The following is a 20,504-nucleotide window of genomic DNA, read 5'->3' as shown; positions in this document are numbered from 1 at the left end:
AGGGCGGCGCCGCATGATTCGAATAACGAGACGAGAGAAACGCATGAACGCACGCACGGCCCGCGAGGCCGACTTCATCACGCACGACGGCGAAACGCTGTTCTATCGTCACTGGCCCGCGACGGGCCCGCGCTGCCGCGGCGCGATCGTGCTGCTGCATCGCGGCCACGAACATTCGGCGCGCGTCGCGCACCTCGTCGACGAGCTCGGCCTGCCGGACTTCGCGTTCTTCGCGTGGGATGCGCGCGGCCACGGCCGCTCGCCCGGCGCGCGCGGCTACAGCCCGAGCGCGGCCGCGTCGGTGCGCGACCTGCAGACCTTCGTCGAGCATATCCGCGACACGCACGGCATCGCGATCGAGGACATGGCCGTGGTCGGGCAGAGCGTCGGCGCGGTGCTCGCGGCTACCTGGGTACACGATTACGCCCCGCCGATCCGCTGCCTCGTGGTCGCGTCGCCCGCGTTCCACATCAAGCTCTACGTGCCGTTCGCGCGGCCGGGGCTGCGGCTGATGCACAAGCTGCGTGGACTGTTCTACGTGAACAGCTACGTCAAGCCGAAATTCCTCACCCACGACCCCGAACGGATCGCGAGCTATGCGGCCGATCCGCTGATCACGCGGCCGATCGCCGTCAACATGCTGCTCGACCTGCACGACACCGCGAAGCGGATCGTCGCCGATGCGGCCGCGATCACGGTGCCGACGCAGCTGTTGATTTCGGGCGCCGACTGGGTCGTGCATCGCGGCCCGCAGGACCGCTTCTTCGAGCGGCTCGGCGCCGCGCGCAAGGAGCGCATCGTGCTGCCCGGCTTCTATCACGACACGCTCGGCGAGCGCGACCGCGCGCAGGCGCTCGCGCCGCTGCGCACGTTCGTGCTGCGCGAGTTCGATATGCCGAGCCCGCGCGTGTCGCTCGCCGACGCCGACCGGCGCGGCGCGTTCCACGACGAATACGCGGCGCTCGGCCGGCCGCCCGCGAACCCGTTCGCGCGTGCGTACTGGGCGATCACGCGGGCGGGCCTGAAGGCCGGCGGCGCGCTGTCGGACGGCATCGCGCTCGGGCTGCGGCTCGGCTTCGATTCGGGTTCGACGCTCGACTACGTGTACCGCAACCGCGCACAGGGCCGGCTCGGCGTCGGCGCGCTGATCGACCGCACCTATCTGGATTCGCCGGGCTGGGTCGGCATCCGTCAGCGCAAGGTGCATCTGCAGGAGCTGATCGGCGCGGCGATCGGCCGGCTGCGCGGCCGCGGCGAACCGGTTCGGATCGTCGACATCGCGGCCGGGCACGGACGCTACGTGCTCGACGCGATCGCGACGGCCGCCGAACGCGACGGCGCGGCGCCCGACGACATCACGCTGCGCGACTACAGCCCGCCGAACGTCGAGGCCGGGCGCGTGCTGATCGCGCAGCGCGGCCTCGAGCCGATCGCGCGCTTCGAGCGCGGCGACGCGTTCGACGAGGCGTCGCTCGCGACGCTCGAGCCGCGCCCGACGCTCGCGATCGTGTCGGGGCTGTATGAACTGTTCGGCGAGAACGCGTTGATCGAGCGCTCGCTGCGCGGGCTCGCGCAGGCGGTGCCGCCCGGCGGCTATCTCGTCTATACGGGGCAGCCGTGGCATCCGCAGCTCGAATTCATCGCGCGTGCGCTGAACAATCACCGTGGCGACGCGACCTGGGTGATGCGCCGCCGCTCGCAGGCCGAGATGGACGAACTCGTCGCGCGCGCCGGTTTCCGCAAGCTCGACCAGCGCATCGACGAGATGGGCATCTTCACGGTCAGTCTCGCGCAGCGGGTCGACGCGTCATGAGCGCGCTCGGCGGCGGCGCGGACGGTCTCGCCGAGCCTGCGGCCGGCGCGCGCGACGCGTCGTTCGCGCTGCGCGTCGGCTGGCTCGCGGCGATGGGCGCCGTGTTCTTTTCCACCTACGGCTTCGCGAACTGGCTCGCCGCGCGCCGTGCGGTGGTGCCGACCTTCGCGTTCGGCTGGGAGCACGCGATTCCGTTCGTGCCGTGGAGCATCGTGCCGTACTGGTCGATCGACCTGCTGTACGCGCTGTCGTTCTTCTTCTGGACCCGCCGCGACGATCTGCTCGATCACGTGAAGCGGCTGTTGACGGTGCAGCTGGTGTCGGTCGCGTGCTTCATCGCGTGGCCGCTGCGCTTCGGCTTCGAGCGCCCCGATGCGCTCGGCGCGGCCGGCGCGCTGTTCACGCTGCTGATGGGGTTCGACAAGCCGTTCAACCAGGCGCCGTCGCTGCACATCGGCCTGCTCGTCGTGCTGTGGGCCGTCTATGCAAAGCATCTGCGCGGCACGGCCGCGCGCATCGTGCTGCATCCGTGGTTCGCGGCGATCGGCGTGTCGGTCCTGACGACCTACCAGCATCACGCGATCGACGTGCCGACCGGCGCGGCCGTCGGCTGTCTGGCGCTGTTCCTGTTTCCGTTGCGCGACGCGGCGGGGCGGCTGCCGGGTGCCGCGGGCTCGCCGTCCGCCGCCGGCCGCGCGCTGGCGCGCCGCTACGCGCTCGGCGCGGCGCTGGTCGCGCTCGCGGCGCTTTACTGCGTGTCGCGTGCGCCGGGCTGGGCGCTGGCGGCCGGGTGGGGCGCGCTGGCGCTCGCGTGCGTCGCGTGGATCTACCGGCGCGGGGCGCCCGGTGCGTTCCAGAAGGACGACGCGGGCCGCATCCCCGTGTTCATCCGCTGGCTGCTCGCACCGACGATCGCCGGCGCGTTCGTCAATTCGCGGCTGTGGACGTTCCGGCAGCCGGCGCCGGTGCGGATCGACGAACGCGTGTCGATCGGCCGTGCGCCGACCACGCGCGACATGCGGCGCCACGGTTTCACCGCGCTCGTCGACCTGACGGCCGAGATGCCGCGCTGGGCCGCGGCCGACGCGTCGTTCGCGTATGCGGCGGTGCCGCAGCTCGACCTCGTCGCGCCAACCTCCGCGCAGCTCGCGGCGGCCGTCGCGGCACTCGAACGCCTGCATGCCGAAGGGCGCGACGTGCTGGTCTGCTGCGCGCTCGGCTACGGGCGCAGCGTGTTGTGCGCGGCCGCCTGGCTTGCCGCGCGGCGCGGGCTCGGCGACGCGCGCGACGCGCTCGCGGCGGTATGGGCGGTGCGGCCGCGCGCGGTCTGGTCGAACGACGCCGTGGCCGTGCTGCAGGACTGGATCGACCGGCGCCGCGTGACGGGAGGGGCGTGATGCGCGACCCGTCCGCCCCGTTCCGGATCGCCGCCGCGCGCGGTGCGCTCGACGCGGGCGCGTGGGCGATCGCGGCCGCGCTGGCCGCGGCCGGTGCCGGCTGGTGGATCGCGTCGGGCTGGACGCCGGCGACGATCGCGCGCGTGCTGCTGGCCCTGGTCAGCACCGTGTCGGGGATTGCCGCGCTGTGGTACGCGGTGCGCATCGAGATCGACCGGCGGCTGTTTGCCGCGCTGGCGCGGGCGGTGTCGGACGACGCGTCGGTCGACGACGGGCTCGCCGCGCTCGATCGGGCGCTCGCCGATCTCGGCTGGATCGATGAAGGGAAGGCCGGACGCACGCTCGACGCGCGGGTGCGCGGCGCGGTCGGGCTGTGCCGTGCCGGCGTGCTGGTTGCGATCGTGCAGTGGAGCGTGGTCGGGCTGGCGATCGCGCTGCCGCGGGTCGGTTAGCCGCGCGGTCGCGGCCCGGGCGGCGGGACGCGGCACGCGTCGTGCATCACGCGTGCGCCACCCGCTGCGTCCGCGTGCGCTTCACTTCGTACATCGCCTGGTCCGCGTACTCGATCAGCGCATTCATGTCGGTGCCGTCGTCGGGCAGCATCGCGACGCCGACACTGACGCCGAGCCGCAGCGGATGCCCCTCGAACTCGAACGGTTCGCCGACCTGCCGGGCGAGCCGGGCGCGCTGCGCGTCGACATCGTCGCGGTTGCCGACGTTGGGCAGGATCACCGCGAACTCGTCGCCGCCGACCCGCGCAACCGTATCCGAGCGCCGCACGGCGCCGAGCATGCGCGCGGCGATGATGCGCAGCAGCGTGTCGGAGGACGGGGTGGCGGTGTCGACGATTTGATCCAGGTCAGTTTTCCATCGAGAAAACGCAGCGCGCGACGCGGGCTTGCGGTAGCATACGCGCCGCTCACGCGGCAGCGCGTTCCGGCGGCTCGCAACGGGTCGCAACGGGTCGTGGTCGCCGTCCGGCCAGCCGGCAGTATGCCGGGCGGCCCGACCGCCAGCAACGGCGTAATTCTTGCCATTCAATCGCGGCGCGCAGCATTTCCGACCGAATTGAGTTTTTTTCCCTTCGTCATCACGAATCAGGGTAAGTTCTGCCCTAATTTTGAGATAGTGTGACGAATGGGCGTGCGCCGGTGCCAGGCGCGCGCAGTACGACGAACCGGCAGCGGAGGAGTCCGGCGCGTCGTTTCCATAAATGCATTCAGGCCAGACATGAGGGGAAGCAGTGGGGATGTGCACTCACGGGCATAGCTGCTTTGCGCGCGCCGATCGCGACGCGCTTGATGACCGGATGATCGCGACGATGCGGGGCCGCGCATGAAGGCGGCGATGTCGTTGTTCGTCCTGTCGGTCGCCACGTTCGGCGCGTTTCATGCGGCCGCGCTGTCGGCCGCACCGATGCCGGCGGTGCCCGCGGCCGCTTCGGCGTCCGCGGGCAGTCCGCCCGGGCCGGCGCTCGCCAGCGGCGCGGCCGTGCCGCCGCTCGCGGCCGCGCCGAGCGCCGCCGGCCTGCCGGCGACGACCGTGCACCTGCCGTTCGCGTCGCTTGGCGCATTCGATCCGGTGCGCCTGCGCGGCGCCGACGATGCGCGCACGATCAGCGCGGGCGTACGGCTCGACCGGGTGGTCACCGGCGCACGGCTGCGCCTGACCTATGCGTACTCGCCGTCGCTGGTGTTCCCGATGTCGCACCTGAAAGTGTCGATGAACGGCGAGGTGGTCGCGACCGTCCCGTTCGACGCGGCGCGCGCGGGCCGCACGGTCACGCAGGACATCCCGATCGATCCGCGCTATTTCTCCGACTTCAACCAGATCGGGCTGCGCCTGATCGCGCACTACACGCTCGATCACTGCGAGGATCCGTCGAACTCGGCACTGTGGGCCGACGTGAGCCCGACCAGCGAGCTGATTCTCGACGAGTCGCCGGTGCGCCTGCCGAACGATCTCGCACTGCTGCCCGCGCCGTTCTTCGACCGGCGTGACAACGGACTGCTGCGGCTGCCGTTCGTGCTGCCGGCGTCGCCCGACTCGGCGACGCTGCGCAGCGCCGGTGTGCTCGCGTCGTGGTTCGGCGCGCAGGCCGATTACCGGCAGGCACGCTTCCCGGTCGCAGCGGCGCTGCCGGCCGACGACCAGGCGGTGGTGGTCGGCACGGCTGCGACGCTGCCGGCCGGCCTCGCGCTGCCGTCGATCAACGGCCCGCTGCTCGCCGTCGCCGACAACCCGGCCGCGCCGGGCCGCAAGCTGCTGGTCGCGACGGGCCGCACGGCGGCCGAGGTCGACGACGCGGTCGCTACGCTCGTGCTCGGCCGCGCGGCGCTGTCGGGCCCGGCGGCGACGGTCGCGCACGTCGATCTCGGCGCGCCGCGCCAGCCGTACGACGCACCGCGCTGGCTGCCGGTGAACCGGCCGATCGCGTTCCGCGAGCTGGTGCCGGATCCGCGCGAACTCGAAGTGCGCGGCACGTCGCCCGACGCGATCCGGCTGAACCTGCGCGTGCCGGCCGATCTCCATTCGTGGAACGGCTCGGGCGTGCCGATCACGCTGCGCTATCGCTATACGGCGCCGACCGTGCAGGACAACTCGACGCTCGCCGTCGAGATCAACGAGCAGCTCGTGAAGTCGTACCGGCTCGGGCCGGCCCATGCGGAAGACGCGCGCGGGCGCATGCAGCTGCCGCTGCTGTCGGTGCCGGAAGGGCGCGTGACGAGCGATGTCGACATCCCGGCATTCCGCGTCGGCAGCGGCAACCAGCTGCAGTTCCGCTTCACGCTCGATTCGCAGAAGACGGGGCTCTGCGCAAGCACCGCGACCGAGCCGCAGCGCGCGGCGATCGATCCCGATTCGACGATCGACTTCTCGCACTTCGTCCACTACGCGCAATTGCCGAATCTGGCGTTCTTCGCGAACAGCGGCTTCCCGTTCACGCGTTTCGCCGACCTGTCGCAGACGGCCGTCGTGATTCCCGACCGGCCGTCGCCGCACGAGCTCGAAGCCTACCTGACGATGCTCGGCCACATGGGTCAGTGGACCGGCTTCCCCGCGCTGCGCGTGCAGGTCGCGCGGCCCGGCGACGTCGCCGCGCTGGCGGGCCGCAAGGACCTGCTCGTGATCGACGGCTCGCCCGCGTCGCCGTTGCTGTCGCGCTGGCGCGCGGCGCTGCCGCTGTCGATCGACCAGCAGCCCGGCACGGGCGCGACGCGTGTCGCATTCTCGGTGAAGGAGCGCTGGCGCAACGGCGTCGGCATGGCCGACGGCGGCGCGCATGTCGAACAGACGGGCGCGCTCGCCGCGCTCGCCGGGTTCGAGCTGCCGGGCAGCCACGGCCGCAGCGTCGTTGCGCTGACGGCGACCGACCAGACGCGCCTGGCCGACCTGCTCGACGTATTCGAGAAGCCGGGCCTCGTGTCGCAGTTGCAGGGCGACCTCGCGCTGGTGCGGCCGGGGCAGGTCGACAGCCTGCGTGTCGGCGAGCCGTACGTGGTCGGCTTCGTGCCGTGGTATGCGCGCGTCTGGACGCATGCGGCGCGGCACCCGGTCGTGCTCGGCGTGGTTGGCGTCGTCGCGGGGCTGTTGCTCGCGCTCGGCGTGTTCAGCGTGCTGCAGAGGATCGCCGCGCGCCGACGGGGGATGTAACGGATGGCGTGGGCATTCGCAAGGCGACGGGCAACGCGGCCGGCGCGTCGCGCCGGCACGACGCTCGTGCTGGCCGTCGCGGCAGCGTGCGCGGCGGCCGGGACCGCCGGGCGCGCGCAGGCCGCGCAAAGCGGCGCGACCGACCTGCAGTGCGGCGCGGCGTGGCCGCGCTGGGACGCGTTCAAGCGCGATTTCGTGTCGGCCGACGGCCGGGTGATCGACGTCGGCTCGGCCGATTCGCGCACGGTATCGGAGGGGCAGGCGTATGGACTGTTCTTCGCGCTCGTCGCGAACGACCGGCGTACGTTCGACACGATCCTCGCATGGACCGAGAACAACCTCGCGCAGGGCGACCTGAGCGCTCGTCTGCCGGCGTGGCTGTGGGGCCGCGCGCCGGACGGCGCATGGCGCGTGCTCGACGCGAACGCGGCGTCGGATGCCGACCTGTGGATCGCCTACACGCTCGTCGAAGCCGGACGGCTGTGGCGCGAGCGCAGCTATACCGCGCGCGGCGCGCTGCTCGCGAAGCGCGTGCTCGACGACGAGACGGCCAGCGTGCCGGGCCTCGGCCTCACGCTGCTGCCCGGGCCGACCGGGTTCAAGCTGGCCGATGGTCAATGGCGCGTGAACCCCAGCTATTCGCCGCCGCAGGTGATCCGCGGGCTCGCCACGCGCCTGCCCGACGAGCGCCGCTGGGCCGCGCTCGCGGCCGGCACCGGCCGCGTGCTGCTCGACACCGCGCCGAAGGGCTTTGCGCCGGACTGGGCGTTGTATCGCGCGGGCGCCGGCTTCGGGCCCGATCCGCAGACCCGTGCGGAAAGCGCGTACAACGCGATCCGCGTGTACCTGTGGGCCGGCATGCTCGATCGCGCCGATCCGCTTGCCGCGCCGCTGCTTGCACGGTTTGCGCCATTTGCCGACTACATCGCCGCGCATGGCGCACCGCCGGAGAAGGTCGACACGACGACCGGCGTCGCGGGGCCGAACGACGGCAACGGCGGCTTCTCCGCGGCGGCCGTGCCGTTCCTCGACGCGCGCGGCCAGCATGCGCTCGCCGATGCGCAGGCGGCCCGCGTCGATACGCTCGCGCGCCAGTCGGCGCCCGGCTACTACACGAGCGTGCTGACGCTGTTCGGCCTCGGCTGGCGCGACGGCCGCTACCGGTTCGGCGCGGACGGGGCGCTCGATGCGCGCTGGGAGGGCCGTCCATGCGCGGTCCGATGAAGCTCACCGTACCGCGCGTCGCGGGGTTCGCGTGGCTCGCGTCGTCGGTCTGTGCGGCGGCGCCGGCCGCGGCCGCCGTCGCCGCCGCCACGCCGCCGAAAACCGTCGCGCCGAAGTCCGCATCGGCGCCGGCCACGGCCGATCCGTCCGACGCGCAGCGCCAGCTCGCGACCGCCCGCATGTGGGGCGCCAAGCATCGCGACGACCTCGCGCGCGACGCGCTGCGCAAGGGGCTGCTGATCGCGCCGGACGATCCCGAGCTGCTGGCGGAACAGATGCGCGTGCTGCTGCGGCTCGGCGACGCGCAAGGCGCGCAGGCCGCGCTGGCACGCCTGCAGGCCCGTGCGCCCGCGGCACCGGACACGCGTCGCGCGGCCGACGAATACCGCGTCGCGACGAGCGGGCGCGGCGAGATGGCGCAGATCCGCCTGCTCGCGCGCAGCGGCCGCGCCGACGAAGCGGCGCGGCGCATCGTCGCGCTGTTTCCGAACGGCGCGCCGTCCGGCGCGCTCGGCGCCGAGTACTACCAGATCGTCTCGAACGCGCCGCGCGGCCGCGAACCGGCGATCGCCGCGTTGCGCCGCGCGGTCGCGGCCGACCCGCAGGACGCGAGCGCGGCGCTGGCGCTCGCGCGGCTCCTGAACCAGCGCGACGACACGCGCGCGGAAGCGAACCGGATCGCCTGGTCGCTCGCGAAGCGGGCCGACACCGACCATACGGAAGCGATGGCCGTGTGGCGGCGCGTGCTGCAGTCCGCCGGTAACGATCCCGCGTATCTCGATGCGTTGCAGGCGTATCTGGCGCGTGTGCCGGACGACACCGAATTTCGCGATCGCGCCGCCGCACTCGACCGGCAGCGCGACGCGCAGCGCCGGCTCGAACGCGATCCCGACTACATCGCGCAGCAGCGCGGCCTGCAGGCGCTCGCGCGCGGCGACCTGGCCGGCGCCGATCCGCTGCTCGCGCGCGCCGTGCAGGCGCGCTCCGACGATGCCGATGCGGTCGGCGGGCTCGGCCTGCTGCGCTTGCGCGAAGGCCGGCACGACGAAGCGCGTGCGCTGTTCACGCGTGCCGCGGCACTGTCGGCCGACCAGCGCGGCAAGTGGCAGGGCCTCGCGCGCACCGCGCAGTTCTGGGGGCGGCTCGCGCAAGGCCGCGCGGCGGCGTCGGCCGGACGCCCGCAGGATGCCGAGCGCGCGGCGCGCGCCGCGCTCGCGATGCAGCCCGGCAGCCTGGACGCGAAGCTGCAGCTCGCCGATGCGCTGCTCGCGCAGCGCGACTGGGCACGCGCGGAGCCGGTGCTGCGCGAACTGCTGGCCGCCCGTTCGCCGAACGTGTCGGCCGTGCGTGACACCGCGACGCTGTATGAGAACACCGGCCGCGCGGACCGCATCGGCCCGCTGCTCGACGCGCTGCAAGGCCGCGTGACGGGCCGCGATGACCGCCGGGCGCTCGACGGCCTGCGTGCCGACCTGCTCGCGAACCAGGCGCGCGCACTCGCGGACAAGGGCGAACGCGGACCGGCCGCGCAACGCTACGAAGCGGCGGTGCGCGCGGCACCCGATGCGCCGTGGACGCGTTTCGCGCTCGCGCGGCTGTATCGCGACATGGGGCTGCCGCAACTCGGCCGCACGGTGATGGACGACGGGCTCGCGCAGAGCGATACGCCCGAGATGCGCTATGCGAGCGCGCTGTATCGCAACTCGCTCGACGACGTCGCCGGCGCGCAGGCCGCGCTCGCGGGCGTCGACGACGCGCACCGCTCGGACGGCATGCGCGCGCTCGCGCGCAAGCTCGACGCAGAAGGCGCGCTGGCCGATGCGCGCACCGCGCTCGGCCGCGGCGATCGCACGGCGTTCGCCGCGTCGCTCGCGCATGCGCAGGCGAGCGCGCCGGACGATCCCGACATGCTGGCCGCGATCGGCGCGCAGTGGATCGACGCGGGCCAACCCGAGCGCGGCCTCGCGCCGTTGCGCGACTGGATCGCCGCGCATCCGCACGATGCCGATACCGATGTGCGGCTGCGCTACGGCGACCTGCTCGGCAGCGCGGGACGCGACGACGCGCTCGCCGCGTGGCTCGACACGCTGCGTCGCGAGCCGGCGCTGACGGCGGCACAGACCGCGCGCATCGAGGATCAGTCGCTGCGGCTCGTGCTGCGGCAGACGGACGACGCGATCGCGCAGCAGGACTATGCGCGCGCGCGCACGCTGCTCGATCGCGCGAGCCCGGCCGGACGCGCGGACAAGCGCCATGCGCTCGAGCTGGCCGACCTCGAACGCGCGCAGGGGCACTACGACGCGGCACGCGACGCGCTCGCGCCGGTCGTCGCGCGCACGCCGGAAGACGCCGATACGCAGCTCGCGCTTGCGCGGATCGACCAGGACAGCGGTCATCGCGCGGCGGCACTCGCGCGCGTGCAGGCCGTGCTCGCGCGCACGCCGGACGACGACGTCGATACGCGGCTGTCCGCCGTGCGCCGCCTGAACGCGCTGCGCCGCCCGGACGAAGCCGCGCTGCTGACCGACCGGCTGCAGGCCGCGTATCCGGCGCGCGCCGACGTGACGGTCGCGGCCGGCCGCGTGGCCGAGGCGCAGGGCCGCTACGACGATGCCGCGTCGCTGTACCGGCTGTCGCTGTCGCAGGAACGCACGAGCGGCGTCAGCCCGGGCCGCGACGGCCGCACGCCCGCGCAGGCCGCGTTCGCGGATCTCGAGCAGCGGCGCGATCCGGAAATCGAGATCGGCTGGCTGCCCGCGTACAAGTCGGGCGACGAAGGGATTTCCGCGTACCGCGCGCAGCAGGTGCCGATCTACATGCAGATGCCGGTGCGCTACGACGGGCATGCGTTCCTGCAGCTCGACACCGTGCATCTCGACGCGGGCACGCTCGATACGAGCGACCCGAACGCGTATTCGCTGAAGACCTTCGGGACCTACGGGGCGCTCAACGCGCTGGCCGCATTGCCCGTGCAGTCGCCGTTGAATCAGCAGGCCGCCGCGTTGATCGCGCATCCGCAGGGCGACCTGCACCAGCCGATGACGGGCGTCGCGCTCGGCGCCGGCTACCGCACGGACGCGTGGCGTGTCGATCTCGGCACGTCGCCGCTCGGCTTCCCGGTGCATTACCTGGTCGGCGGCGTGCGCTACCGCTTCGACGCGGGCCCGGCGAGCTTCACCGTGAACGCGTCGCGCCGGCCGGAAACGAGCAGCGTGCTGTCGTATGCGGGGATGCGCGACCCGTGGACCGGTGCGGTATGGGGCGGCGTGCGCCGCGACGGCGTGAACCTGCGTGCGGCGGTCGACGTCGGGCGCGTGAACCTGTTCGCCGAACTCGGCGCGGGCGTGCTGTCCGGCCGCAACGTCGAGCGCAACGCGGAAGTCACGCTGCGCTCGGGCTTCACGGTGCCCGTGTACGAACGCGCGACGATGAGGGTGAGCACGGGGCTCGTCGGCAATGCGTGGCACTACGCGCAGAACCTGCGCTACTACACGTACGGGCAGGGCGGCTACTACAGCCCGCAGCGCTACCTGTCGCTCGGCGTGCCGATCGAATGGGCGGGGCGGCGCGACGCGCTGTCGTGGGACCTGACCGTCACGGCCGGGATTTCGAACAGCCATGAAAAGGATTCGCTGTTCTACCCGACCTTCGCGGACCAGCGCGCCGCGCAGGAGGCGGCCGGGCTGGTCTACGCGGGCAGTTCGACGCGCGGCGTGTCGTTCTCGTACGGCGTGAACGGCATCGCCGAGTATCGCGTGAATCCGCACCTGAGCGTCGGCGCGCAACTGCACGTCGACCGGTCGCACGACTATGCGCCGAGTTCGGCGCTCGTGTACCTGCGCTATGCGTTCGACGCACGCGCGGAGCGCAGCTGGCTCGTCACGCCGACGCCGGTGCGGCTTTATTCGGATTACTAGGGTCTGCTTGCATATGGAACGCACATGCGAATGCCCGAAAGCGCTCGTAGGGCAAGAAGTGAGGAGCGCCGTTTGGCCGTGCCAAACAAGCGACGAGCGACGCCGCCATACGGGCGCTTTCGGGCATTCCCCTGGAATGGGTTTTTTAATTTGGGGTTGCCACGAGAACGGCCGCTCGCCGCGTTGCGCTCCTTGCGAATACGTCAGTATTCGCGGCGTCGCGCGCCTCGCGAGCGGCCGTTCTCGTGGCAACGCATGTGCGTTCCATATGCAAGCAGACCCTAGGGGAAGCGCGTGAATACGGAAATCGATGCAACCCGTCCCGCGCTCGGCGCCGCCGGCCTGCTGGGCCGCCTGCGCGCGCTGCTGCGCATGGGTCCGGCGGGCGGCCGCGCCGGCCCGCTGAGCCGGCTCGCGATCGACGGGTTGCCCGATGCGTGGACGCAACTGGAAGCGGGCGGCTTGTACACCGTCTACGCGGCCGCCGGCACGCCGGCGTGCGACGCGCTGGTGTGGGAAAGCGCGCGGCAGTCGCGCACGCGCGACGTGACGGTCGTGCTGTCACGCGACGCGGCGCGGGTGGCCGCGCAGATGCAGGCGCGCGGTTTCGCGGGCGGCGCGCAGCCGGCCGGCTGGCCGCGCAACCTCAACGTGCTGGCGATGCCGCCCGCGCCCGCGGCCGCCGACGGCGATGCCGCGATCGAACCGGGCGTGCCGCGCCGTGCGGCGCCGGGTCCGTTCGCACGGCTCACGGGCGGCTTGCGTGCGATGAAGCGCTACGGCTTTCGCGCGCGCTCGCTGTATTTCATCGAAGGCGCGCAACGCTGGTTCAGCTGGGACGATCCGGCCGCGCTCGCGGAAGAGGCGCACGCGCTCGCCGACTGGTGCCGCACGCACCGGATCGCGCTGGTGCTGCTGGTCGATCCCGAGATCGTGCGCACCGGCGCCGATCCGGACACCGACGATCCGCCGCTCGTGCGCGACGCGAATCGCGCGCCGCGCAGCGGCTTTCACGGCGTGTGCTCGGGCGTCGCGCAGCTGCAGCGCACGCACGGCGAGCTGCTGTGGGTCGTCGATTTCTGGCGCGCGGGCGACACGCTCGCGGCCGGCGAAGTGAGGCCGCTGCGCTTCGCGCCGGACGGCCGGCTCGCGGCGATCGTCGACGGCGGCGCCGTCGAACCGTCGCGCCGGATGAAGCTCGCGATCGACGAGGATCGCGTCATCGTCAGCCGCGCGGTGCTCGACGACGCGGGCCGCGTGCCCGCCGGCTGGGACCTCGTCGACGACAACGCGGCGGTCGTCGCCGCCTGTGCGCACGCGCAGGCCGCGACCGCGGTGCTCGCGTTCCGCTCGCATGCCCAGCTCGAGGCGCTGTGCGCGGCCGTTCACGCGCTGCGCCGGCAGTGCGGCGGTGCACTGAAGATCGCCGTCGTCGAACGCGGCGAGGTGCTGCGCCAGCAGTTCGAGATGCTGCTGCTGAGCGTCGGCGCGAACCGCGTCGTCGCGCGCGACCTGCCGCTGTCGCGGATGCAGGCCGCCGTGCACGCGCTGCGCGGGCAGCTCTATGCGCGGCCCGTCGCGCCCGACTATCGCGCGGCGCTCGCGGCCGCGCTCGGCGATTCGGTGCTCGGCTACCTGCCGGTCGGCGCGTTCTGCCTGCGGATTCGCGCGGTGCTCGATCGCGGCGCCGTGCTCGCGCTGCCGCATACGCTCGCGAAGATCGCGCTGCTGCCCGGCGTGTCGCACGTCGATGCGCTGCGGCACTGCCGGCCGCGCCGCGCGGGCGACGTCGTGACGGCGGATGCCGGGCACCTGTACGTGTTCCTGTTCGCGTGCGAGCCGGCCGACGCCGAGGACGCGCTTGCGCGGATCTTCGACGCGCCGGTCGATACGCTGTCCGATCGTGTCGTGTGTCTCGGGGCCGGCAGCATCGACACCGAGCTCGACGCGCTGAAGACCGAGAACCGGCGCGCGCCGATCGCCGACTACAGCGACCTGTTCGCGACCGCGCAGCCGGCGGGTGCCGCGCGCGCCACGGCGGCGCGCGCCGATCTCGGCACGGCGTCGACCGAAGCGAGTGAAGTGAGCGATGCGATAGACGCGATCGATACGATCGTCGCGCTCGAGGCGATCCGTGCGACGCCCGCGTCCGTCGACGCATCGGCGCCGGAACCCGACAATCCCGCCGCGCGCACGCGCGGCGCCATTCGCAGCGCGATGCCGCTGCGCAAGCCGGAGGACGCATGATCGCCGAACTCGTCATCGGATTCATCGTCGGCATCGCGATCGCGGTGCCGGTGTGGATCGTCGCGCAGCACCTGGGCATCGGCCGCGGTTTTCATGCGCCGCGCGGGCTGCACCGGCGTGACGCGGTGCCGTGCGAACTCGTGCCGGTCGCGCTGCGCGGGCGCCTGCTGCCCGATGCCGACGGCACCGACGAGACCCCGCAATGAAGACGATCGCCATCACGTCGACGACCGGCGGCGCGGGCCGCACGACGCTCGCCGCCGCGCTCGCGGTGCTGCTCGCGCGCCGCGGCCGGCCGGTCGTCGCGGTCGAATTCGATGCACAGAACCTGATGGGCGCGGCGCTCGGGCTCGACACGCTTGCCGAACACGGGCTCGCGCACGGCCTGCTCGGTGACCCTGGTGACGCCGCGCCGTGGCACGCGCATACGTGGCGCAATGCCGACGGCGTGCTGTTCGTGCCGTACGGGCAAGTCGATGCGGCGGGCGCCGCCGCCTGCGATGCGCGGCTCGTGGCCGATCCGGCCTGGCTGTCGCGCGCGCTCGACGAGATCGCGCTGCCGGACGACGGCGTGGTACTGGTCGACACGGCCCGCTATCCGTCGCCGCAGGCCGAGCAGGCGATTCGCCGCGCCGACCTGACGCTCGTCGTCGTGCCGCCCGAGCCGGCCGCGTGCGCGAGCGTCGCCGCGCGCCTCGACGCATTGCGTGCCGGCGGCGGCGACCTGCAGATCGTCGTGAACCGGCTGAACCCCGCGCGCGACATGCAGCGCGATGCGCTCGCGATGCTGCGCGCGGTCGCGGGGCCGGCGTCGATGCTCGAGCAGCGGATTCACGTCGACGCGGCCGTGCCCGAAACGCTCGCGCGCGGCAGCTGGATCTTCGACGACGCGCCGTATTCGCAGGCGTCGCACGACCTGAACGGCGTCGCGAACTGGGTCGACACGTGGCTCGCGGCGGCCGCGACCGGCCGTGCGGGAGCCCGGCGATGAAAGCCGCGCTCGCGTCACGCTGGCGCGCCGCGGCCCGACGCGCGACCAACTGGTGCGCGCGCGGGATCGGGCTGCCGGCACAGCGCACGCTGCTCGACTGGCTCGTGCGGCTGTTCTTCCATGCGCCGCCGCCCGGCCGGCCCGATCGCGTGCGCCGCTGGGCGCGCAGCGCCTTCCGGTGGCTCGCGCGCGAGTGGGGCGTGCTTCAGCCGCTGAGCCTGCGCGAATGGCTGTGGCGCTCGATCGTGCGCGCGCCGCGCGCGGCGGACGGGCAGCCCGCGCGCGATCCGCTCGCGTGGTTCGATACGCTCGTCGTGCCGGTCTACGTCGCGGCGCGCGCGCTCGGCGTGCGCGTCGACGCGTTGCTCGAGCGTCTGCCGTGGGCGCGCTGGGGCCACTGGCTCGACGCGCACGCGCACGGCGTCGGCCGGCGCCGCTGGCTCGCGCCGCTGCTGCTGATTTCCGGTGCATTGATGTGGGCCGCGGCCGGGATGTCGCCGCTGATGCCCGGCGCGCAGTTCGCATTCTTCGCGATCGTCGCGGTGCTGGCGCTCGCGCTGCGCCGCCTGCCGGGCCATCTGCCGACCCTCGCGCTCGCGTCGCTCGCGCTGCTCGCCGCGGTGCGCTACGTGTGGTGGCGCACGACCCAGACGCTCGATTTCCGCAGCCCTGTCGAAGCGGTCGCCGGCTACCTGCTGTACGGTGCCGAGGCCTATACGTGGATGATCCTGCTGCTCGGCTTCGTGCAGACCGCGTGGCCGCTCGACCGGCCGATCGTGCCGCTGCCCGACGATCCCGAAAGCTGGCCGAGCGTCGACGTCTATATCCCGACCTACAACGAGCCGCTGTCGGTCGTGAAGCCGACCGTGTTCGCCGCGCAGAGCATCGACTGGCCGACCGGGAAGCTGCGCGTGTACCTGCTCGACGACGGCCGGCGCCCCGAGTTCGCCGCGTTCGCGCGGGAGGCCGGCATCGGCTACCTGACGCGCGACGACAACCGCCACGCGAAGGCCGGCAACATCAACCGTGCACTGCCGAAGACGCACGGCGAATACATCGCGATCTTCGACTGCGATCACGTGCCGACGCGCTCGTTCCTGCAGACCACGATGGGCGTGTTCCTGCGCGACCCGAAATGCGCGCTGGTGCAGACGCCGCACCATTTTTTCTCGCCCGATCCGTTCGAGCGCAACCTCGGCACGTTCCGCGAGATCCCGAACGAGGGCAACCTGTTCTACGGGCTCGTGCAGTCGGGCAACGACCTGTGGAACGCGACGTTCTTCTGCGGGTCGTGCGCGGTGCTCAAGCGCAGCGCGCTGGAGGAGGTGGGCGGCGTCGCGGTCGAGACCGTGACCGAGGACGCGCACACCGCGCTCAAGCTGCATCGCCGCGGCTACACGTCGGCGTACCTGCCGACCGTGCAGGCGGCGGGCCTCGCGACCGAGAGCCTCGCGGGCCACGTGAAGCAGCGCACGCGCTGGGCACGCGGGATGGCGCAGATCTTCCGCATCGACAACCCGTTCCTCGGGCGCGGGCTCGGCTTCATCCAGCGGATCTGCTACGGCAACGCGATGCTGCATTTCTTCTACGGGATCCCGCGGCTCGTGTTCCTGACGATTCCGCTCGCGTACCTGTTCTTCCACCTGTACTTCATCAACGCGTCGTCGATCGCGCTCGCGAGCTACGTGATCCCGTACCTGGTGCTCGCGAACGTCGCGAATTCGCGGATGCAGGGGCGCTATCGCCATTCGTTCTGGGCCGAGGTCTACGAATCGGTGCTCGCGTGGTACATCGCGCTGCCGACCACCGTCGCGTTCTTCAGCCCGAAGCACGGCAAGTTCAACGTGACCGACAAGGGCGGCAAGATCGACGAAGGCTACGTCGACTGGTCGACGTCGAAGCCGTACCTGGTGCTGTTCGCGCTGAACGTGCTCGCGATCGCGGCCGGGCTGTGGCGGCTCGTGGCCGACCAGGGCGACGAGGCGTCGACGATCCTGATCACGCTCGGCTGGACCGTCTACAACCTCGCGATGCTCGGCGCGGCGCTGGCCGTCGCGCGCGAGACCAAGCAGGTGCGCGTCACGCACCGGATCGCAATGCGCGTGCCGGCGACGCTCCTGCTCGCCGACGGCTCGACGGCCGCGTGCTTCACGAGCGACTACTCGACCGGCGGCCTCGGCCTCGAGGCGGTGCCGGGGCTGCCGCTCGCGGTCGGTGACACGCTGACGGTGTGCGTGACGCGCGGCGATCGGCCGTTCCCGTTCCCGGTGCGCGTGAGCCGCGTGACGCCGACCCACGTCGGGGTGAGCTTCGAGGCGCTGACGCTCGAGCAGGAGCGCCAGCTCGTGCAGTGCACGTTCGGCCGTGCGGACGCGTGGCTCGACTGGCACGCGGGCACGCGTTCGGACACGCCGCTGCGCGGACTGAAGGAAGTGCTGCGGGTGGGCCTGGACGGTTACGTACGGATGTGGAAGGGTGTGGCGCGCGGCGTGCAGTCGATGCTGGCACCGAAGCTCGATCGGGCGCGCGACTGACGCGGCGCCCATCACGGAGTGGTTTAGATGACGTTCTGGAATCTGTATTTCATCCTGAAGTTCGCGCTGTTCGCAACCGGCCACCTGCAGCCGCTGTGGCTCGCGAACCTCGCGTTCGCGCTGGCGCTCGCGGCGAGCGCGCCGATCCGGCAGCGCGTCTGGCGCATCGTGCGGCAGCTCGTCGCGATCGCGATCGCGGTGCCGCTGCTCGCGCGCGAACTGCATGCACCGCCGCTCGCGCGCCTCGCCGAAGCCGCGCGCGAAGTCAGCACGTTCCGCGTCGACTACTGGATGGAGCTGCTGCCGCGCCTGTTGCCGCCGGTGCTGGTGCTGACGGTGGCAGGCGTGCTGATCGTCTATTTCATCGTCAACCGCTGGGTGCGCGTCGCGACCCTGGTGCTCGCCGTGTTGATCGTGATGCCGCTGTGGCAGGCCGGCAACGGGCTGATGGCGCGCGTCGCCGCGCCGGCCGCATCGCGGCCGGTCGAGGCAGCGGGCGTTCGCGCCGGCCAGCCCGAGGATCACAATGCGGCACTCGCGACGTTCCGCGCGCAGGAGTCGCAGCGGCAGGTCGCGTTCGGTCATCTCGCGAGCGATCCGTCCGCGCAGTTCGACGTGATCGTGCTGCATATCTGCTCGCTGTCGTGGGACGACCTCGATGCCGCGAACGTGCGCAATCACCCGATGCTGAGCCGCTTCGACTACCTGTTCAACCACTTCAGCACGGCCGCGAGCTACAGCGGCCCGGCCGCGATCCGCGTGCTGCGCGCGAGCTGCGGGCAGGAGGCGCACGCGGACCTGTACAAGAGCGCGCCGCAGCAGTGCTACCTGTTCTCGCAGCTTGCGTCCGCCGGCTATACGGTGCAGTCGCTGCTGAACCACGACGGCCACTTCGACAACTTCCTGCAGGTCATTCACGACAACCTCGGCGTGCCCGACGCGCCGATGATCTCGAACGCGGCCGCGCCGGTCGCGATGCACGCGTTCGACGGCTCGGCGATCAAGGATGACTACGGCACGCTCGCGAACTGGTACGCGCAGCGTGCGTCGGTGCCGGGCCCGGTCGCGCTGTACTACAACACGATCAGCCTGCACGACGGCAACCGCGTGGTGGGCAGCTCGTTGACCAGCATCGATTCGTATCCGCAGCGCGCGACCCGGCTGATGACCGACTTCGACCGGCTTGCCGACCTGATCGCGCAGTCGGGCCGGCGCGCGGTGATCGTGTTCGTGCCCGAGCACGGCGCCGCGCTGCGCGGCGACAAGAACCAGGTCGCGGGGCTGCGCGAGATTCCGACGCCGCGCATCATTCACGGGCCGGTCGGCGTGCGGCTCGTCGGTTTCGCCGGCAATCACGGCGCGACGACCGTGATCGACCAGCCGACGAGCTTCCTCGCGCTCGCGCAACTGCTGTCGAACCTCGTGTCGAGCAGCCCGTTCAAGCCTGGCGTGACGCTCGCGCAATACGCGGCCGACCTGCCGAGCACACGGATGGTCGGCGAGAACGAGGGCACGGTGACGATGCCGACGAACGCCGGCTACGCAGTCAAGACTCCGGATGGCGTATGGATCGACGAACAGTGATCAACATCGGCGAAGGCGACGACGATCGCCTGTCGCAACCGAATGACGTGCTCGGCCTCGCGCGGCACCTGCCCGCGCTGGACCCGGCCCGCTATGTCGACGAGCAGGCGCGGCGCGCGTTCGTCGAATCGCTCGACCGCTGGCCGGTACTGGCGAAGCTGATGGGATTGAAGCGGTAAACGCACGGCGGCCGGCGTGCATGCCGGCCGCCGTGCATCGATGGACCAGGCGCTACCGGCTTACTTCGCCTTGCGCTCCGGCTGGCGCGTCCACTCGTTTTCCTCGCCCGGCACCTTGCCGAAGGTCTGCGCGGCCCACGCGTTGCGCGCCGCCTCGATCTTCGCGCGCTCGCTCGACACGAAATTCCATTCGATGAACCGTTCGCCCGGCAGGTGCGCGCCGCCGAGCAGCATCACGCGCGCGCCATTCGCGCTCGCGAGCACGACGCTCGTGCCGGGTTCGAGCACGGCCATCGTCGCGGGCGCGAGCGGCGTGCCGTCGAGCGTGAGGTCGCCGTCGACGAGATACACGCCGCGCTCGTCGTGTTCCGCATCGAGCGCGAGTTGCCCGCCCGCCGCGAACTGCGCATACGCATAGAGCGTCGGCGAGAACACGGCGACCGGCGACGTGAGCCCGAACGCGGTGCCCGCGATCACGCGCACGCTCGCGCCGTCGCGCGTGAACGACGGCAGCGTGTCGGCCGCGTGATGCACGAACGCGGGTGCGGTGTCCTCGTGCTCGACCGGCAGCGCGACCCAGGTCTGGATTCCGTGCACGGGCTGTTCAAGCGGCCGGTCCTCGTCAGGCGAGCGCTCCGAGTGGACGATGCCGCGCCCGGCCGTCATCCAGTTCACGTCGCCGGGCACGATCTTCTGGCGGAAGCCGAGGCTGTCGTGATGCATCAGCGTGCCGTCGAACAGGTAAGTGACGGTCGCGAGGCCGATGTGCGGATGCGGCAGCACGTCGATGCCGCTGCCGGCCGGCAGCACGGCCGGCCCCATCTCGTCGAAGAAGATGAACGGGCCGACGAGGCGTGGGGGGCGGGGGGGGCGGCCCCCCCCCCCCCCCCCCGGGGGGGGGGGGGGGGGGGGGGGGGGGGGGGGGGGGGTGTGGGGGGGGGGGGAGTAGTGGGTGTAATTAGTG

General features: G+C 72.2%; 14 protein-coding genes. 12 read left to right on the top strand and 2 right to left on the bottom strand.

From position 1 onward, the window contains the following. The first annotated feature begins 43 nt into the window (after positions 1-43). The 3 genes from DIE21_RS29360 to DIE21_RS29350 are packed head-to-tail and all read left to right on the top strand — an operon-like array spanning position 44 to position 3,662. Complete coding sequence (locus DIE21_RS29360; protein ID WP_124500958.1) at positions 44-1,813, top strand: bifunctional alpha/beta hydrolase/class I SAM-dependent methyltransferase; 1,770 nt, start codon at positions 44-46, stop codon at positions 1,811-1,813. Next, positions 1,810-3,210 (top strand): phosphatase PAP2/dual specificity phosphatase family protein, encoded by a 1,401-nt coding sequence (locus DIE21_RS29355; RefSeq protein ID WP_124500957.1) that lies wholly within the window; start codon positions 1,810-1,812, stop codon positions 3,208-3,210. Before DIE21_RS29360 ends, DIE21_RS29355 begins: the two co-directional genes overlap by 4 nt. Next, on the top strand, positions 3,210-3,662 hold the full coding sequence (locus tag DIE21_RS29350) for a hypothetical protein (protein WP_124500956.1): 453 nt from the start codon (positions 3,210-3,212) through the stop codon (positions 3,660-3,662). The genes DIE21_RS29355 and DIE21_RS29350 overlap by 1 nt, the downstream gene beginning before the upstream one ends. 46 nt (positions 3,663-3,708) lie before the next feature. Here the strand turns inward: DIE21_RS29350 and DIE21_RS37945 are convergent, their stop codons facing one another. Beyond that, on the bottom strand, positions 3,709-4,467 hold the full coding sequence (locus tag DIE21_RS37945) for a diguanylate cyclase domain-containing protein (RefSeq protein WP_260432559.1): 759 nt from the start codon (positions 4,465-4,467) through the stop codon (positions 3,709-3,711). Positions 4,468-4,545: 78 nt separating this feature from the next. Between DIE21_RS37945 and bcsB the strand changes: the two genes are divergently transcribed. The 9 genes from bcsB (at position 4,546) to DIE21_RS29300 (ending at position 19,540) form a co-directional block, all read left to right on the top strand. After that, positions 4,546-6,864, top strand: a complete 2,319-nt coding sequence (gene bcsB / locus DIE21_RS29340; protein ID WP_124500955.1) for a cellulose biosynthesis cyclic di-GMP-binding regulatory protein BcsB — start codon at positions 4,546-4,548, stop codon at positions 6,862-6,864. A 3-nt stretch (positions 6,865-6,867) separates the two neighbouring features. After that, positions 6,868-8,088 carry a cellulose synthase complex periplasmic endoglucanase BcsZ gene (gene bcsZ / locus DIE21_RS29335; RefSeq protein ID WP_124500954.1) on the top strand — a complete coding sequence of 407 codons (1,221 nt, stop codon included), beginning with the start codon at positions 6,868-6,870 and terminating at the stop codon, positions 8,086-8,088. Then, on the top strand, positions 8,073-12,005 hold the full coding sequence (locus DIE21_RS29330; RefSeq protein WP_124500953.1) for a cellulose synthase subunit BcsC-related outer membrane protein: 3,933 nt from the start codon (positions 8,073-8,075) through the stop codon (positions 12,003-12,005). Before bcsZ ends, DIE21_RS29330 begins: the two co-directional genes overlap by 16 nt. Positions 12,006-12,299: 294 nt before the next feature. After that, complete coding sequence (gene bcsE / locus DIE21_RS29325; protein WP_124500952.1) at positions 12,300-14,252, top strand: cellulose biosynthesis protein BcsE; 1,953 nt, start codon at positions 12,300-12,302, stop codon at positions 14,250-14,252. Next, the gene (locus tag DIE21_RS29320; protein ID WP_124500951.1) at positions 14,249-14,458 is read left to right on the top strand and encodes a hypothetical protein; all 210 of its coding nucleotides are present in this window, start codon (positions 14,249-14,251) and stop codon (positions 14,456-14,458) included. The genes bcsE and DIE21_RS29320 overlap by 4 nt, the downstream gene beginning before the upstream one ends. After that, a complete protein-coding gene (gene bcsQ, locus DIE21_RS29315; RefSeq protein WP_124500950.1) occupies positions 14,455-15,243 on the top strand; it encodes a cellulose biosynthesis protein BcsQ in 789 nt (262 codons plus the stop codon). Before DIE21_RS29320 ends, bcsQ begins: the two co-directional genes overlap by 4 nt. Next, positions 15,240-17,777: a UDP-forming cellulose synthase catalytic subunit gene (gene bcsA, locus DIE21_RS29310; RefSeq protein ID WP_124500949.1), complete on the top strand. Its 2,538-nt coding sequence runs from the start codon at positions 15,240-15,242 to the stop codon at positions 17,775-17,777. The genes bcsQ and bcsA overlap by 4 nt, the downstream gene beginning before the upstream one ends. A gap of 27 nt (positions 17,778-17,804) precedes the next feature. Further along, positions 17,805-19,361, top strand: coding sequence for a cellulose biosynthesis protein BcsG (gene bcsG / locus DIE21_RS29305; protein WP_124500948.1), 1,557 nt, complete (start codon positions 17,805-17,807; stop codon positions 19,359-19,361). Continuing rightward, positions 19,343-19,540: a hypothetical protein gene (locus DIE21_RS29300; RefSeq protein ID WP_006761544.1), complete on the top strand. Its 198-nt coding sequence runs from the start codon at positions 19,343-19,345 to the stop codon at positions 19,538-19,540. The genes bcsG and DIE21_RS29300 overlap by 19 nt, the downstream gene beginning before the upstream one ends. Before the next feature lie 60 nt (positions 19,541-19,600). Here the strand turns inward: DIE21_RS29300 and DIE21_RS29295 are convergent. After that, positions 19,601-20,504, bottom strand: a 904-nt coding sequence (locus DIE21_RS29295) for a pirin family protein (RefSeq protein WP_409364659.1), incomplete at its 5' end; no start/stop codon positions are given.

Origin of the sequence: Burkholderia sp. Bp9140 (assembly GCF_003853425.1) — a bacterium.
Lineage (GTDB): Bacteria > Pseudomonadota > Gammaproteobacteria > Burkholderiales > Burkholderiaceae > Burkholderia.
Note: the sequence above shows the minus strand (reverse complement) of the source record. Positions and strands in the feature narration are given on the sequence as shown.

Excerpts from the sequence above, each read along its gene's own strand:
- DIE21_RS29360 (WP_124500958.1), top strand. The coding sequence starts at position 44 with ATGAACGCACGCACGGCCCGCGAGGCCGACTTCATCACGCACGACGGC.
- DIE21_RS29355 (WP_124500957.1), top strand. The coding sequence starts at position 1,810 with ATGAGCGCGCTCGGCGGCGGCGCGGACGGTCTCGCCGAGCCTGCGGCC.
- DIE21_RS29350 (WP_124500956.1), top strand. The coding sequence starts at position 3,210 with ATGCGCGACCCGTCCGCCCCGTTCCGGATCGCCGCCGCGCGCGGTGCG.
- bcsB (WP_124500955.1), top strand. The coding sequence starts at position 4,546 with ATGAAGGCGGCGATGTCGTTGTTCGTCCTGTCGGTCGCCACGTTCGGC.
- bcsZ (WP_124500954.1), top strand. The coding sequence starts at position 6,868 with ATGGCGTGGGCATTCGCAAGGCGACGGGCAACGCGGCCGGCGCGTCGC.
- DIE21_RS29330 (WP_124500953.1), top strand. The coding sequence starts at position 8,073 with ATGCGCGGTCCGATGAAGCTCACCGTACCGCGCGTCGCGGGGTTCGCG.
- DIE21_RS29320 (WP_124500951.1), top strand. The coding sequence starts at position 14,249 with ATGATCGCCGAACTCGTCATCGGATTCATCGTCGGCATCGCGATCGCG.
- bcsQ (WP_124500950.1), top strand. The coding sequence starts at position 14,455 with ATGAAGACGATCGCCATCACGTCGACGACCGGCGGCGCGGGCCGCACG.
- bcsA (WP_124500949.1), top strand. The coding sequence starts at position 15,240 with ATGAAAGCCGCGCTCGCGTCACGCTGGCGCGCCGCGGCCCGACGCGCG.
- bcsG (WP_124500948.1), top strand. The coding sequence starts at position 17,805 with ATGACGTTCTGGAATCTGTATTTCATCCTGAAGTTCGCGCTGTTCGCA.
- DIE21_RS29300 (WP_006761544.1), top strand. The coding sequence starts at position 19,343 with ATGGATCGACGAACAGTGATCAACATCGGCGAAGGCGACGACGATCGC.